Genomic DNA, 13,970 nt, shown 5'->3' with positions numbered 1-13,970 from the left:
GGCCACGGCACGCGAACACGGCTGCGACGGCGGCGTCCCCGCACGTCTGCCGCTGGCCCGCCGCGCGGAGGGCCACGGTGCTCATGGTCGCCGCGCGAAGAGCCACGGGTGCTCCTGGCCCGCCGCGCGAAGGGCCACGACGGGCGCCCGGGGCGGGGATCACGGGCGCCGTGGCGATCAAGCCACCCGATCCGTACGGGAAAGGTCTGACGCACTAGCATTGCCGCGGTCCGGGACGGCTCTGCTGAAACGAGGCGAAATGCGGTGGCTCCGGGGGTTACTGGGCGGTGGCGGGCGGATCCAACTCGATGAGGGTCGGCAGCAGGCGCTGCTGCGGGACGTCCAGCACCGCTACGGCGCCCACGCGCGAATCCCGTTCCGCGAGCAGGCCCAGGCGGTCACCGCGATACTGGGCGACGACGACGGCCTGGTGGTGGCGGCCCGGATCGTGAGCCAGGTCGCCGACGAGGCCCACGCGGACCTGCAGGGCCAGGCCCACGAGGTGCACCGACGCACCGGCCGGCGGCTCCTGGTGAACCGCCGCAACTATCGGCCGCTGTGGAAGGAAGCCGGCCAGGCCCTGCGATGGCCGCTGTCCGCGCTGCCGTGCGGCTTTCATCCGTACGCGCAGGTGGCCGCCGCCGTCACGGTGCTCGGCAGCCAGGCGTCCCGGCTCGACCGGGTGACCGACCCGGACCCGCTGGTGACCCGCATGTTCGAGGTGCTCGACCTGACCACGGCCGGCTGGGAGTACGGCCGGGTGCGGCTGGACACCGACGCCGCCACCCTGGCCGATCGCCTGATCTCGAGCACCGCGCAGGTCCTCGCGGCCATGGACGACCCGCCCCGGCTGCCGCCTGCCGTCCGGGAGCTGATGCGCCGCAACAACACCTACGACGTGTACGACCCGACCAGCCCCCGGGCGGTGGGTGCGATCAACCTGGGCGCGCGGATGCGTGAGGGCCTGCTGGCCTGAGGACACCGCCTGAGCGGGCGAGGGCCGAGGAGAGCGCGGGTGCTGAATACCAATCCCCCGCGTGGCGGAGGTACCGAATCGAACGGGATAGCAGGAAGCGCCCGCATGGCCTCGGCTCTCGCCGCTTACTCAGGGATCAACTCACTGAGCCGATCAAGCGTATAGGCCTCCGACCCGTCCGGCAGCCCCTCGGGGGCCTCGATGCCGACGAAGGTGACCGGCTCCTCCGGCAGTTGGCCGTCCCACATCGTCACCTCCGCCCCAGCCCGCCAGCGGTCGACCAGGTACGACACCGTGAGGTATCGCCGCTCCAGCAGAGCTCGCACCCGGTCGGCGGTGGTGAACGTGTTCCCCTCCACCCGGTTGAACGAGGGCCGGCCGCGCAGGTACAGGTGCAGCCACACGGCCTGCCAGCCCTCCTCGCCCCTGACGAACACCATCGGCAGCGCGACCCGGCCCTGGCCCCGCAGGTGCGAACGCGCCCGCACGGTGCGCGCGTCGAACGGGGCGCCGAGCTGGTCGCGCGAACGGGTCTGGTACCCGAACATCGACTCGGCGACCTCGTCGAACGACTCGCCCGCGTAGATGTTGACCTGCGGCACCACGTAGCGCCCACCGACCGTCAGGGGCACGTCGATGAACTCGGTCGCACCGTTCCCCGCCTCGGTGATGTCGCCGGAGTGCACCACGCCGTCGTGGTGGTAGTTGGTCCACGACACCTGGCCCGCGCTGTGGAACCCGTCGTCGAGCAGCAGCACCGACAGGTCGTAGTCGGTGCGACGACTGCTCTGACGCCAGTACGTGAAGAAGCGGAGCAGCTCGCCGGAGACCGCCGCGCGCGAGCCCCTCGGCAGCACCGCGAAACCGCCTTCGGCGGCCTTGCCGGACAGCGGCAGTGCGACGTCGAGCACCTCCGGATCCACCACCAGCGGTCGTTCCAGCTCCGGCAGCCGGGCGCTGATCTCGGCGTCCAGCAACGACGACAGCTCGGCCACCAGCCCGGCCGGCAGCGGTGGCCGCTCGTCGGGCCCGACCCACGCGTTGCGCGAGCGGCTCGCGTACATCCGGGCGGACGCGGGCGTCAGCCGGTTGTCGACATGCTCGCGCAAGGAGAGGAGGACCCGGCCCGACGCCGAGGCGAGCGCACCGGTGACCGATTCGACCACAGCGGTTCGCTGCGCCGGCGGCGCCAGCCGCAACAGCCGGTCGGCGGAGCGCAGGAGCAGGCCCGGCGCGGCCGACAGCACCGATGCGGCCCGACCGACGGCTCCGGCGCGGATCGCGGCCTCCGCGCGGCCGGCGATGGTGCGGACCGGCCGCTCGCCGCGCGCGACCGCGAACACCGCCTGCGCGTGCGGCCACTGGCCGTACTCGTGCGGGTGCAGCCGCTCCCCCAGCCGCTTCCACCGCTCCGCGTGGCGCACGACGTCGGCGAGCTTCGCCGGGCTCGCGCCGACGACCTCGTCCAGCGCGGCCAGCAGCATCCGCCGCTCCGGGCGCCGGAACGCACGGAAGCGCGTGGGTGCCACGAGCGAGGCGTCGCCGCCGGAGACCTGGCAGGCGAGGCGCAGCACGTCGGTCGTCGTGTCGATGCCGACCAGCGGCCGCCCGAGGACGAGCCGGATCCCGTTGAGCACGGCCCGGTTCTCGCGTACCGGGATCTCGGCCGGCTGCGTGCCGTCCACGCAGGCGACCGCCAGCTCGCTGAGGATCGCGAGGTCCGCTTCGCCGTGCGGCGTCGCGCTGCCGGCGAGGGCAAGATAGAGCCGCTCTGTCTCCACGTCGACGGCGTCGCCGAGACGCAGCACCGTCACCCGGTCACCGGCTGCGCTGATCAGATCGTCGTGTGCGGCAAGGAGCTCGGCCCAGGTGTGCTGGTAGGTCCCGTAGGCCGGCAGGTCGAGCAGGTTCACGCCGCCCGAGGCCACGGCGTCGCGCAGCTGGGCGTCGCTCGCCGTGCCTCCGCCGGTGAGTACGGCCGCCCGCAGGCGGTCCGTCCAGAACTCGATGGTGTCCGGCACGTCGTCGGGGAAGCCGATGAAATAGGCGTTGTGCTGGACGTGGTCGCCCACCAGCTCGCGCACCGCCCCGACGACCGTGGCGGCGAGGTCCATCGCCGGCGCGGGCGCCAAGGCGCCGATGTGCTCCAGCAGCGCCCTTGACGCCGAGAACCCGACGTCGAGCAGCGCCGCGTCCAGTTGCCGGGCCACCGGCCCGCCGTCGCCGGCCGCGCCGGTGCTGGCCGGTACCCGCAGTGTCTTCTGGATGATCAGCTTCTCGAGCACGTGGTCCCCCGTTCCGCTCGACTCCGGCGGTTGCCAACCCGCAGCCGCGGCACAGTGGGTCGCCGGGGACTCGAACCCCGAACCCTTCGATCCAACAAGGAGAAGGAAGCGCCTCCATGCCCGCACAGGCGGAGAGCGGACGCGCTACTCAGTCGAATGCTCTGCCAGTTGAGCTAGCGACCCAGGTGTCGATCATCGCACCCGCCGTTTCGGCATGGCCATCGCATTTGCCGGCGAATGCGCTGCGGTGGGGTCCGCATGGCACCCCCACCCACCGGCGACCTGCGCCGCTACCGCCGTGCGCCACCGCCGGATGGCGCGGGCGTGGCAGGCGTCGTCGGGTGAGGCCGGCGACAGCCGGCACACCCCCTTAAGCGTCCTAGGACATCGGCTTTCGTCGGGCCTCCGCGCTGCCACGGGAGATGCACGGCGCGGGCCGCCCACCGGCCTGTCCACCTCCTCCGCCGCCGCGCACCGACAGCGCCAACGCGGGAGTCCCGCATGGTGATCAGGACGCCATGGACGTCGCCCGGCTGCTTCAGGGTCCAGGAGGTCCTGATACACCTTGGCTGGGCGTCGTGGACGGCGGTGGGCGCGTGGACGCTCGCGGGAGCAGCAGGGAAGGGCGGTCCGCGCCCTTTCCGGCCGCTACGGCGGGGGGTAGCCCGCCGACCGGCGCCGATGGGATCCTCCATTGATGGATGCCAATCGATTCATGACGCGACTCGCGACCCGTTCGGCGCTGGTCCTCGTGGCCGTCCTCGCCGCCAGCGGCGTCCCCGCCCTCCGCCCCGCGCCGGCCAGCGCCGCCGGGCCCGACCCGGTGCTGGACAAGCCGGTGTTCAGCCGGCCGCTCGGCTCGGTCGCCGAGCAGAACACGATCTTCATGCAGTTGGCCGGGATCATCGACCGGGTTCCAGCGGGCGAGGAGATCCAGATGTCGTGGTTCCACTTCTCGTTCTCGGACGTGACGGACTCCGCCACCACGCCGGACATCCCCGGCCGCCTCGTCTCCGCGTACCAGCGGGGCGTCCGGGTGAAGATCATCGTGGACCAGTCCTCGGCGACCGGGCGCCCGTTCCAACGGCTGCAACCGGTCCTCGGCTCGACCGACACCGCCGGCTCGTACATCGTGCACTGCGCGGACCGCTTTCCGAGCCAGGACCGCGGCTGCATCGGCACCCGGGCGATCCAGTACACCGACTCGACGGTCACCGCGTACAACCACAACAAGTTCCTGACCGCCTCGCGGATCGTGCTCGGCACCGGGGCGAGCGTGTCCAACGTGGTCTTTCAGGGCTCGGCGAACCTGACGTGGTGGGACGCGAACGAGGCGTACAACAACGGGGTGACGTTCAGCGACGCCACCACCTACAACGCCTACCGGACGTACTTCGCGGACCTGCGCTCCCACCGGTACAGCTCGACCGGCGACAACGACTACTACTGGGTGACGCCGACCGGCAGCACCTACAAGGCGCACTTCTTCCCCCGCCGCGAACGCTCCGGTCAGCCGCTCTCCGACCCCGCCACCGACACCGTGGTCAGCATCCTGAACGCCGTGACCTCGTGCAGCTACGACGACGCGGGCACCCGCCGGCAGACCGACATCCGGGTCAACATGTACTCGTTCAACCGGCCCGAGGTGGCCAAGCGACTCACCGCCCTGCGCAACGCCGGCTGCTGGGTCGACGTCGTCTACACCGAGGCGAACACCGCCGTGCTCAACGCGCTCGGCGGCAACATCCAGCTCACCAGGTGCAACTTCAACGTCGGCCCGGGGCGCGACATCCGGACCCACAACAAGTACATGCTGATCGACGGCGCGTACGACGACGACATCGTGCCGCGGGTCTTCACCGGCAGCCACAACTACGCCGTCTCGGCCCTGCGACAGGCCGACGAGACCCTGCTGCGGATCATGGGGCGCGGCATGCACGACGAGTACCTGCGCGACTTCTGGCACGTGCGGGACACCTGCCGGGCCCGCGGCGGCGCCGTCCGCTGAGCACGACCTGGCCGGCTGCCCACCGGCGGCCGGATGCCCGACTCCGGCCGCCCCGCGCGTCACCGCAACCGTCGGCGCAGGGCCGAGACCGTGTCGCAGGCGCTCAGGCGTGCAGGTCGCGGCGGCGGTATCCGATCGCGCCCGCGACGAGCCCGGCCGCTGCCAGGCCGGCCATGACCAGGGCTGCGGCCCAGTCCGGTGTCGTGGCTGGCACGGCGACCAGGTGCGCGAAGGGAGTCGACGCGGCGAGCCAGGCGGGTGCGCCGACGCTGTCCGCGACGACGTGCCACAGGAAACCACCGGCAGCCGGCAGGGCTCCGATCGCCGCGACGGCGCGGGGCATCCAGCCCAGCGCCAGGACCGCGGCGCCGAGGCAGAGCGCCACGACGGCCAGGACGTTCCAGGCACCGGCGAGGGCGTCGCCCACGCCCAGTCCCGCGTCGACCGTGGCCGTACCGACCCACATGGCGAGACCCGCCACCGTGACCAGGACAAACGCGCCGCCGATCGCGGCGGCCGTCTCGGCGGCCAGCAGCCGCAGCCGGGTCACCGGCGCGGCCAACACCAACGTGAGCCGCCGGGCACTCTCGTCCGCCGCGACGGCCGCGAGCCGGACCGCGACGAACACCCCGACGGGCACCGCGAGCAGGGCGTACATGGTCGCCGCGTAGCCCCGCACGGTGCCGAGTTCCCCGAAGCCGGCCGCGGCCGCCCTCGTCGCGAACTCCGGACTGGCCGTCAGGAAGTCGGTCATCGACCGGGCAATCACCCCGATGAGCAGGAAGTACGCGCCGATGCCGGCCGACCACCCGGCCAACGGCCGCAGGGTGCGCCGCACCGCGAAGGCCGGCACGGAACCGAGCAGCGCCCTGTGTGCCGACCGGCCGCCGGCCGGACCGACGATCGCCCCGCCGACGTCGCGGCGCGCCGCGAGCCGGACCGTGCCGGCCGTCAGCAGCACTGCGGCGAACCCCAGCACCAGCACCGGCAGCCCTCGGTCGGTGTCGAACGGGCGGGCCAGCGCCATGAGTCCGAACGGTGACAGCCACCGAAGCCAGGCCAGGGCGGCTACGCCATCGCCCACCATCCGCATCAGCAGCCCGACGACCAGAACGGCGGCCGCGGCGCCGTTGGCCGCCGACCGGCCGGCGAACAGCTGCGCGGCGAGTCCACCCACGACGACGAAGAAGAACCCGACGACGGCCAGGGCGGTGCCGTGCAGCACCGAACCGGTGACGCCCGCTCCTGCGGCGATCATCGCCGCCGCGGTCGCCCCGCCGGCCACAGCCGGTACGACCGCGAGGATGCCGAGGTGCCAGCGGACCGCTTCGGGAAGAGTGGTACGACCGGACAGCAGCAGACTCCACCGACCGGCATCCTCCTCGCCACGGGTGATCCGGGTGGCGGCCAGCATCGACCACACACCGAGCAGCACGGCCAGGACCGTTCCGGTCCGCCACACCGTGAACCCGCCCGCGTCGTCGAGCGCGACCGGCTCGCCGAACAGGGTCCGGATCGCCGGGTTGCGCGTCAGCGCCGCCAACGCGGCCGGATCCAGCGGCTGCGTACGGTAGGTGGCCACGATCAGCGCGGACATGCCGGCGCAGACCGCGACGACGACCGCGGCGCCGCGGCGCACCTGTCGCGCCGCGAGAGCGTTCAGCACCCGCCGGGGACGCACCGCTGCCAGCGTGGGGGCGCTCATCGGACGTCCCGGCCGTAGTAGGCGAGGAAGATCTCCTCGAGGCTGGGCTCGCGCACCGCGATCGTCGCCACGCCGGCGTCCGCCAGGGCGCGCAGCGCCGCCGCGGGCGGGCCGTTCAGGGTGAACCGCAGGGCCGACACGCCGTCGGCGCGCAGGGCGTCGACGCCCGGGACGCCGGTGAGGTCCGGTGGCGTGCCGGTGAACGTGGCGGCCACCTCGGTGCGGTGCAGCCGGCGCAGCCCCGCGACGGATGCCACCTCGATCAGCTTGCCGGCGCGCAGGATGCCGACGCGATCGCAGACGGACTCGACCTCGACGAGCTGGTGGGAGCTGAGGAACACCGTCTGCCCGTTGTCGCGGGCGGTCCCGACGGCCCGCCGGAACTCGAGTTCCATCAGCGGGTCCAGGCCGCTCGTCGGCTCGTCGAGCACCAGCAGCGGCGCCCGGGTGGCGAACGCCGCGACCAGGGCCACCTTCTGCCGGTTACCCGTCGAGTAGGTGCCGGCCGGCTTGGACACGTCCAACGCGAACCGCTCGACGAGCTCGTCCCGGTAGGTGGTATCGACGCCGGGGCCGATGCGCCCGAGCAGGTCCAGGACCTCGGCGCCGGTCAGCCGCGGCCACAGCGCCACGTCCGCCGGCACGTAGGCGAGCCGGCGATGCGCGGCGGCGACGTCGGCAGCGTCCGTGTCGAAGATCCACGCCCGGCCCGAGGTCGGCCGGGCCAGGCCGAGCAGCAGCCGGATCGTGGTCGACTTTCCGGCGCCGTTCGGGCCGAGGAAGCCGAACACCTCTCCCGGCGCGACGTCGAGGGTGACGTCGTCGACCGCGAGCAGCCGGCCGTACCGCTTGGACAGGTTTTCGGTGCGCAGGGCGGCAATGCCCATCGGAGCCTCCATAGGCCAGCAGCAGGACTCGAACTGCCGACCAGACTTCCCGGCGCACCTGCCGTCACCGTACTCCCGGCCGTCATCGAGGGGAAGCCGCGGCTGCCGGGACAGGAGCGGCTCGCGCCGCGTTCAGAACTGCCGCACGGCCAGCAGGCTGACGGCCGCCATGAGCACGGCGCCCGCCGTGACGGTGATCGTCCGGATCCGTAGCCGCAGGTCGGCGTCCCACCTGTCGCCCGTGCCGGCGGCGCGGCGGGCCAGCGGGGTCGACGCCCGTCCGACGCCGAACCCGATCCCGGCGAGCAACGCGACGTGCAGGCGCTGACCGCCGAGGAGCACAGCGACCGCCAGCACGTACGGGGCGCTCGCCGAGACGTACGTGCGGACCCCGGTGCCCATCTCGAAGCCGAACTGCAGGGCCCCGCGCCGCAGGCTGCGCTGGAGCACGTCCTGCGGCACCTGCCGGGCGTTCTGCGGCAGCCGGATCGGCACCAGGCCGACCTCGCGGAGCAGCCCCAGCACCGCCACCGCCACGATGCCCGCGTACCGCCACGGGACGGGCAGGGGCGCGGACAGGCCGGAGAGCAACCACAGCACCGATCCGCTGAGCAGGCCACCGGCGATCAACCCCACGACGAACAGGGTGAGCACGACGCCCTGCCGATCTCGATCCCGCCACCCGGGCGAGGCCAGCGCGTGCGCGCTGTTGTGCGTTCAAACGGAGCCGGAGAGCGTGTAACCCGCGAGCCCCCCGATCATCGCCCAGGTGAGGACGTGCCCGTACGCGGCGGCGGCGAGCGCGCCGACGGCGAGCAGCAGAAGGGGTACGAGGGGGTCGCCGCCCCGGCGCAGGACCGCCCGGGCACCTCCCGGCAGCGTCCGGGTCATACGGCGGCGCCGGTCAGCGTCCGCCAGGAGTTGCCCCCGATCACCCCGTCGATCGTCAGCCCGTTCTGCCGCTGGAAGTCCCGCGTCGCGCTGTCCGTCGCCGGCCCGAAGGAACCGTCGACCACCAGCGCGTAGCCGCGCCTGTTGAGCTGGCGCTGGGCGGCGCTGACGGCGTGGCCGTTGTTCCCGGAGCGGACAGTGGTCACGAGCTTCGGCCAGGTGGTCGCGTCGACGACACCGGTGGCTCCGAGGCCGGCCGCCGTCTGGAAGCTCTTCACCTTCGCCTCGGTGTCGCCACCGAAGATCCCGTCGATGTCGGTCGGGTGCCCGCGGACGGTCAGCAGGTGCTGCACGGTGTAGACGTTGACCCCCGTGTTGCTCCGCCGGGTGGTGGGCCAACTGGCCGCGCCCAGGCATCCGCACTTGGTGTTCCAGCGGCAGATCGACTTCACCCAGCCCGCGCTGGTCTTCTTGTATCCGTCGTGGCACCGGCGTTCCACCGAGCACGCGCAGGCGCCGCACGCCCCGTTGTAGGCCCACAGCCAGCCGTCGTAGGTGCCGCCGTAGCACTGGTTCGGCCGCAGGATCCAGGTGACGCCGTCGTTCTTGTGGAACCCCGTGTACGTGCCGCTGGTGTTGCAGGAATCGGCGAAGATCGTGCTCGGGCCGCACCCCGGGGAGCAGTTGTGGTCGCTGGCGTACGTCGGGCATCCGGCGTAGATCGTGTAGCCGTCGGCGTACGCGCGGCGGGCTGCCGGGAACACGCTGAGCGCGGCCATGCCCACCGCCGTGCCTGCCCGGAGCAGGGTGCGTCGCGACAGCTCCCACCCCCCGCGCCTGCGGCCGCCCCGCTCCAGCGGCACCCGCCGCACGGCGGGCCCGGTCCCCGGGTCGTCGCCGCGCAGCCAGGGGACGGTGTCGATACCGGTCATGCCCGGCCTCCCTGATTCGTGGCGCCCGCCGGTGCGGAGCCGCCGGGTGGGCTGTCGACCTCGTCGAGCAGGCGGTGCAGTGCCGCGCGGGAGCCGATCGGCTCGGCGCGGAGCACCCGGCCGGCCCGGTCGACGACGGTGGCGAACGGGGTGGCGATGGCGTCGTACCGCTCGAACAGTTCCGCCTGCCCGCCGAGCACGGTGATCGGCAGCTGTGCGGCCCGCGCCGGCGGGTCCTCCCGGTAGAGGACCCGGAACTCCAGGCCGGGGCGCTCGTGGTGGTCGGTCGCTTCGGCCAGCACCTCGGTGCAGGTCCCGCAGTCGGGCTCCAGGAAGAGCAGCACCAGCGGAACCGTCGGTGCCGCCGGCGCCAACCGGGCGATTCCGGGGGCCGGTGTGCCGGGACGCAGGCCGACCGACTCGGAACGACGCTGCACCGCCCCACTCGACAGCGCGTGCACCTGGCGTACCAGGCCCGAGACCGTGAACGCCAGCAGGAGTATCGCGATCCAGCTCAGGATCAGTGCGCTGGTCTGGAAGCTCATCCGGGCAGGCCTTTCTCCGTCGTGCCGATGGACCGGCCGGTCGCGGGGCGCCCGGCCGGCGTCGTCGCCGGGTCGTACATCGCGGCGGGCAGGTGCCACAGCAGCGCGGTGAACGTGGCGGAGGCCAGCAGCACGACGGCGAGTGCGGCGTCGGCGCGGTGCGGCGCAACGATCGAGTCGGACAGCGACAGCGCGACCAGCGCGAGCCCGGCGAGCACCGCCGCTCGTGCCACCACCCAGCCGGTCATCGGCAGTTCCACCCGGGAGCATCCGCACGGCCCGGCGCGCCCCGTCGACCTCACGAGCAGGCCGTAGCCGGCGTACAGCGCGAGGAGCGCGGCGCTGCCGGCGAGGACCCCGACGAGCAGGCCCTCGCCGCCGGGACGGAGCAGCGCCACGATCCCGGCACCGGCGAGCACCGCCTCGCCGACGATGGCGACGGCGGCGAGCGCGGCCGGGGCGGGAAGGATCCGGTGCGCGGCCAGGGCCCCGGCGAGCGCCGCCGGCCGTGACAGGTGCTCGGCGGTGCTGACGAGCAGGGTGAACAGGACGGTGTACGCGGCCACGCCGGCCAGCAGTACGGACATCGCGGCCTACCCGGCCGTCCGGACGCGGAGCCGGTCGACCAGGGCGGGCACCTGCTCCACGTCCGTGTCGGCGAACGGCACCAGGCTGAGCCAGGCGTCGGCCGCAGCCAGTACGAAGTAGGGCTGCCCGTCGGGCAGGACGTCGCGGAAGAGCTCACCGGCCTGCGTCCGCAGGCCACGCCAGGAGGGCAGTTGCCCGACGCGCTGCTTGGTCAGCGGTGCGATCTCCAGCAGGCCGAGCCCGGGCACCTCCTTGAGCACGGTGGCGGGTTCGGCGAACCTGACGCCGGTCTTCGAGGTCGGGCGCAGGGCCAGCCCGTCGTCGTGCTCCTCGACGCGCAGTGCCCGCAGCGCGCCGAGCAGGTCGGTGGTCGCCGCGCCGTACATCTCGGTGAAGAAGCAGTGTCGCCGCCCCCGCCAGACCGCCACGAGCCGCTCCTCGGCCAACTGGATCTGGGGGTCGTAGGACCGGACGCGCGCGGTCAGCAGCGTTCCGCCCTGGTAGGTGAGTTCCTCGTCGAACGTCTCGACGCCGAGGGTGCGGGCCACGTCGTCCGCGAGCCCGATCGCGCCGGCCGTGAACTCGTGCAGCCGGCCACCGATCGTCACGTCGGCCACGGAGGTGAACGGCGCGCCGAAATCGAGTGAACCGTCCAGCGTGAACCGGTTCTGATCGATCGCACGATGCGTCACCGGCGCACCTCTGGCTGCCATGCGACCGCCCTTCGTCCGGGTCCGGAACTTAGCACCGGCACGATATACGGGTTGGTAAATATTTGACAAGATCGATCACGTGGTCGGACGGTGACAGCGCCGGCCCGACGCCGTGGCGCAGCGGGCACGCGGACGGCCGCTCCTGCCCGTCGGTCGGCACGGGCCCTGGAGCGCCGCGCCCGTGATCCGTACCATCGGTCCTCGACAGCGGCGCCCGGCACGGGTGTCGCGAGCGGAGCGGGACCACCGACCACCGGCATGCGGGCTCATGCCGGTCCACCGGCGTGCGACCGCATCCGCGAGAACCTCGCCCAGCGGTCCGCGCGCATCCACCCGCACCGGAAGGACACCCCCATGCGCGCTCCCTGGACGCGCCGTCGCCGCCTCCTGCCGGGGCTGCTGGCCCTGGCCTGCCTCGCCACCGTCGCCGTGGCCGCCGCCGTTCCGCTGACCACCCCGCCCGCCCGCGCCGCCGACCCCGTCCTGGTCCTCGACGCCACCTTCGAGGACGGCACCACCCAGGGCTTCCGGCCCCGGGCCGGTGAGACCGTCGCGGTCAGCACCGCCGTCGCCCACGGCGGCACCCGCAGCCTGCTCACCTCCGGCCGCACCGCGAGTTGGCAGGGCCCCGCCATCGACCTGCTCGACGAGATGGTCAAGGGGACCCGCTACACGCTGACGGTGTGGGTCCGGCTCGCCGCAGGCGAGTCGCCCGGCCAGGCGCGGCTCAGCGTGCAACGCGACTCCGGCGGCACCTCCGCCTACGACCAGGTGGTGGGTGACACCGCGGTCACCGCCGACGCCTGGGTCCGGCTCAGTGGCACGTACGTGCTCGCCCACGACGTGGACGGACTGTCGGCGTACGTGGAGACCGCCGACGGCACCGCCGACCTGCACGTCGACGACTTCGCCATGGCGTACCAGCCGACCAGGCCCGTGCAGACGGACATCCCGGCCCTGCGGGAGGTGCTCGCCGCCGACTTCCCGATCGGGGCGGCGATCGGCAACCGGCAGATCATCGGCGACCAGGCGGTCCTGCTACGCCGGCACTTCGACACGGTGACGCCCGGCAACGCGCTCAAGTGGGACGCCACCCAGCCGACCGAGGGCGCCTTCCGGTGGGCCGACGCCGACACGCAGGTCGGTTTCGCCACCGACAACGGCCTGGCGGTACGCGGACACACCCTCGTCTGGCACCAGCAGACCCCGGCCTGGGTCTTCACCGACACCGACGGCACCCCGCTGACCTCGGACCCGGCCGACAAGGCCCTGCTGCTGTCGCGGCTGGAGGCGCACGTCCGGGCGGTCGTCGGCCGCTACGGCGACGCCATCGGGGTCTGGGACGTCGCCAACGAGGTGATCGACGAGAACCAGTCCGACGGGCTGCGGCGCAGCCGCTGGTACGAGATCAGCGGGCTGGACTACCTGCGTACCGCGTTCCGGGTGGCCCGGGAGGTCGCGCCGACGGCCAAGCTCTACATCAACGACTACAACACCAACGTGCCGGCCAAGCGCGACAAGCTGCGCGACCTGGTGAGTCGACTGCGCGCCGAAGGGGTGCCGGTCGACGGCGTCGGGCACCAGATGCACGTCAACGTCCAGTGGCCGTCCATCGCCGAGACCGAGGCCATGCTCCAGGCGTTCATCCCGCTCGGCGTGGAGCAACAGGTCACCGAGATGGACGTCAGCATCTACGTCGCCGACAACGAGTCCTTCCCCACCCCGCCGGCCGACCGGCTGCTGACCCAGGCGTACCGGTACCGGGACCTGTTCGCCCTCTACCGCCGCTACGCCGACGAACTGACCTCGGTGACCCTCTGGGGGCTGGCGGACGACGACACCTGGCTGGACACCTTCCCGGTGGCCCGCAAGGACGCGCCGCTGCTGTTCGACACGGAACTCCAGGCGAAGTCGGCGTACTGGGGGATCGTCGACCCGACCCGGATCGACCCGACTCCGACGCCGACGGCCTCCCCCACGGTCAGCCCGACGGTCTCCCCCACGGCCTCCCCGACTGCCACGCCGACCACGGGGCTGGACACCTGCCGGGCGACCTACACCGTCACCAACCAGTGGCCGGGCGGCTTCCAGGCGAGCCTCAGGATCACCAACACCGGGGTGTCCGCGCACGACGGCTGGACCGTGCGCTGGCGGTTCCCGGACGGCCAGCTGATCAGCCAGCTCTGGAACGGCACGGTCCGGCAGGACGGCCCGGAGGTGACGGTCACCCCCGCGTCCTGGAACTCCGCCCTGCCCGCCGGCGGGACGGTCGAGTTCGGCTTCCTCGCCGGCTGGAAGACGAGCAACAACCGTCCGGTCGGCTTCACCCTCGACGGGCTGACCTGCACGACGGGCTGATTCGCCGGCCCGCGTACGCCACAGGCCGGTGACCAGCCGCGGCCCGAGCGCGACGCCCGATCGGTGCCGCCGGTCGGTGGAG

General features: G+C 72.9%; 12 protein-coding genes and 1 tRNA gene. 3 read left to right on the top strand and 10 right to left on the bottom strand.

Annotation, left to right across the window (positions count from 1 at the left end; translation table 11 throughout):
* Positions 1–259: 259 nt before the first annotated feature.
* Positions 260–976 (top strand): hypothetical protein, encoded by a 717-nt coding sequence (locus tag AC5L34_RS16120; RefSeq protein WP_441175857.1) that lies wholly within the window; start codon positions 260–262, stop codon positions 974–976.
* Between the two features lie 125 nt (positions 977–1,101).
* Here AC5L34_RS16120 and AC5L34_RS16115 read toward each other — a convergent pair whose 3' ends face one another.
* Complete coding sequence (locus AC5L34_RS16115; RefSeq protein WP_494825698.1) at positions 1,102–3,261, bottom strand: TerD family protein; 2,160 nt, start codon at positions 3,259–3,261, stop codon at positions 1,102–1,104.
* Between the two features lie 55 nt (positions 3,262–3,316).
* Positions 3,317–3,444 (bottom strand) — tRNA-OTHER (locus AC5L34_RS16110).
* 532 nt (positions 3,445–3,976) lie between these two features.
* On the opposite strand from AC5L34_RS16110, the gene AC5L34_RS16105 reads away from it, so the two are divergent.
* Positions 3,977–5,269: a phospholipase D-like domain-containing protein gene (locus tag AC5L34_RS16105; RefSeq protein ID WP_494825696.1), complete on the top strand. Its 1,293-nt coding sequence runs from the start codon at positions 3,977–3,979 to the stop codon at positions 5,267–5,269.
* A 103-nt stretch (positions 5,270–5,372) separates the two neighbouring features.
* On the opposite strand, the gene AC5L34_RS16100 is transcribed toward AC5L34_RS16105, so the two are convergent.
* From AC5L34_RS16100 to AC5L34_RS16065, 8 genes are all read right to left on the bottom strand, one after another.
* Positions 5,373–6,974 (bottom strand): efflux permease Rv1217c-related protein, encoded by a 1,602-nt coding sequence (locus AC5L34_RS16100; RefSeq protein ID WP_494825694.1) that lies wholly within the window; start codon positions 6,972–6,974, stop codon positions 5,373–5,375.
* On the bottom strand, positions 6,971–7,861 hold the full coding sequence (locus AC5L34_RS16095) for an ABC transporter ATP-binding protein (protein ID WP_494825692.1): 891 nt from the start codon (positions 7,859–7,861) through the stop codon (positions 6,971–6,973). The genes AC5L34_RS16100 and AC5L34_RS16095 overlap by 4 nt, the downstream gene beginning before the upstream one ends.
* A 132-nt stretch (positions 7,862–7,993) precedes the next feature.
* Positions 7,994–8,515, bottom strand: a complete 522-nt coding sequence (locus AC5L34_RS16090) for a hypothetical protein (RefSeq protein WP_441175862.1) — start codon at positions 8,513–8,515, stop codon at positions 7,994–7,996.
* 63 nt (positions 8,516–8,578) lie between these two features.
* A complete protein-coding gene (locus AC5L34_RS16085; RefSeq protein WP_441175863.1) occupies positions 8,579–8,752 on the bottom strand; it encodes a hypothetical protein in 174 nt (57 codons plus the stop codon).
* Positions 8,749–9,684 carry a peptidoglycan-binding domain-containing protein gene (locus AC5L34_RS16080; RefSeq protein WP_441175864.1) on the bottom strand — a complete coding sequence of 312 codons (936 nt, stop codon included), beginning with the start codon at positions 9,682–9,684 and terminating at the stop codon, positions 8,749–8,751. The genes AC5L34_RS16085 and AC5L34_RS16080 overlap by 4 nt, the downstream gene beginning before the upstream one ends.
* Positions 9,681–10,229: a hypothetical protein gene (locus AC5L34_RS16075; protein WP_441175865.1), complete on the bottom strand. Its 549-nt coding sequence runs from the start codon at positions 10,227–10,229 to the stop codon at positions 9,681–9,683. The genes AC5L34_RS16080 and AC5L34_RS16075 overlap by 4 nt, the downstream gene beginning before the upstream one ends.
* Positions 10,226–10,816 (bottom strand): MauE/DoxX family redox-associated membrane protein, encoded by a 591-nt coding sequence (locus AC5L34_RS16070; RefSeq protein ID WP_494825690.1) that lies wholly within the window; start codon positions 10,814–10,816, stop codon positions 10,226–10,228. Before AC5L34_RS16070 ends, AC5L34_RS16075 begins: the two co-directional genes overlap by 4 nt.
* A gap of 6 nt (positions 10,817–10,822) precedes the next feature.
* Complete coding sequence (locus AC5L34_RS16065) at positions 10,823–11,509, bottom strand: hypothetical protein (RefSeq protein ID WP_494825688.1); 687 nt, start codon at positions 11,507–11,509, stop codon at positions 10,823–10,825.
* 375 nt (positions 11,510–11,884) lie between these two features.
* Between AC5L34_RS16065 and AC5L34_RS16060 the strand changes: the two genes are divergently transcribed.
* Entirely contained in the window at positions 11,885–13,888 is a 2,004-nt protein-coding gene (locus AC5L34_RS16060) for an endo-1,4-beta-xylanase (protein WP_494825686.1), read from the top strand.
* Positions 13,889–13,970: the final 82 nt, after the last annotated feature.

The sequence above is a fragment of the Micromonospora sp. ZG13 genome (genome assembly GCF_059359355.1).
The sequence above is the reverse complement of the archived record's forward strand: the minus strand, read 5'-3'. Positions and strand labels throughout refer to the sequence as shown.

What these genes read in the sequence shown, in the direction of transcription:
- AC5L34_RS16120 (WP_441175857.1), top strand. Translation starts at nt 260, where the DNA reads ATGCGGTGGCTCCGGGGGTTACTGGGCGGTGGCGGGCGGATCCAACTC.
- AC5L34_RS16105 (WP_494825696.1), top strand. Translation starts at nt 3,977, where the DNA reads ATGACGCGACTCGCGACCCGTTCGGCGCTGGTCCTCGTGGCCGTCCTC.
- AC5L34_RS16100 (WP_494825694.1), bottom strand. Translation starts at nt 6,974, where the DNA reads ATGAGCGCCCCCACGCTGGCAGCGGTGCGTCCCCGGCGGGTGCTGAAC.
- AC5L34_RS16095 (WP_494825692.1), bottom strand. Translation starts at nt 7,861, where the DNA reads ATGGGCATTGCCGCCCTGCGCACCGAAAACCTGTCCAAGCGGTACGGC.
- AC5L34_RS16085 (WP_441175863.1), bottom strand. Translation starts at nt 8,752, where the DNA reads ATGACCCGGACGCTGCCGGGAGGTGCCCGGGCGGTCCTGCGCCGGGGC.
- AC5L34_RS16080 (WP_441175864.1), bottom strand. Translation starts at nt 9,684, where the DNA reads ATGACCGGTATCGACACCGTCCCCTGGCTGCGCGGCGACGACCCGGGG.
- AC5L34_RS16075 (WP_441175865.1), bottom strand. Translation starts at nt 10,229, where the DNA reads ATGAGCTTCCAGACCAGCGCACTGATCCTGAGCTGGATCGCGATACTC.
- AC5L34_RS16070 (WP_494825690.1), bottom strand. Translation starts at nt 10,816, where the DNA reads ATGTCCGTACTGCTGGCCGGCGTGGCCGCGTACACCGTCCTGTTCACC.
- AC5L34_RS16060 (WP_494825686.1), top strand. Translation starts at nt 11,885, where the DNA reads ATGCGCGCTCCCTGGACGCGCCGTCGCCGCCTCCTGCCGGGGCTGCTG.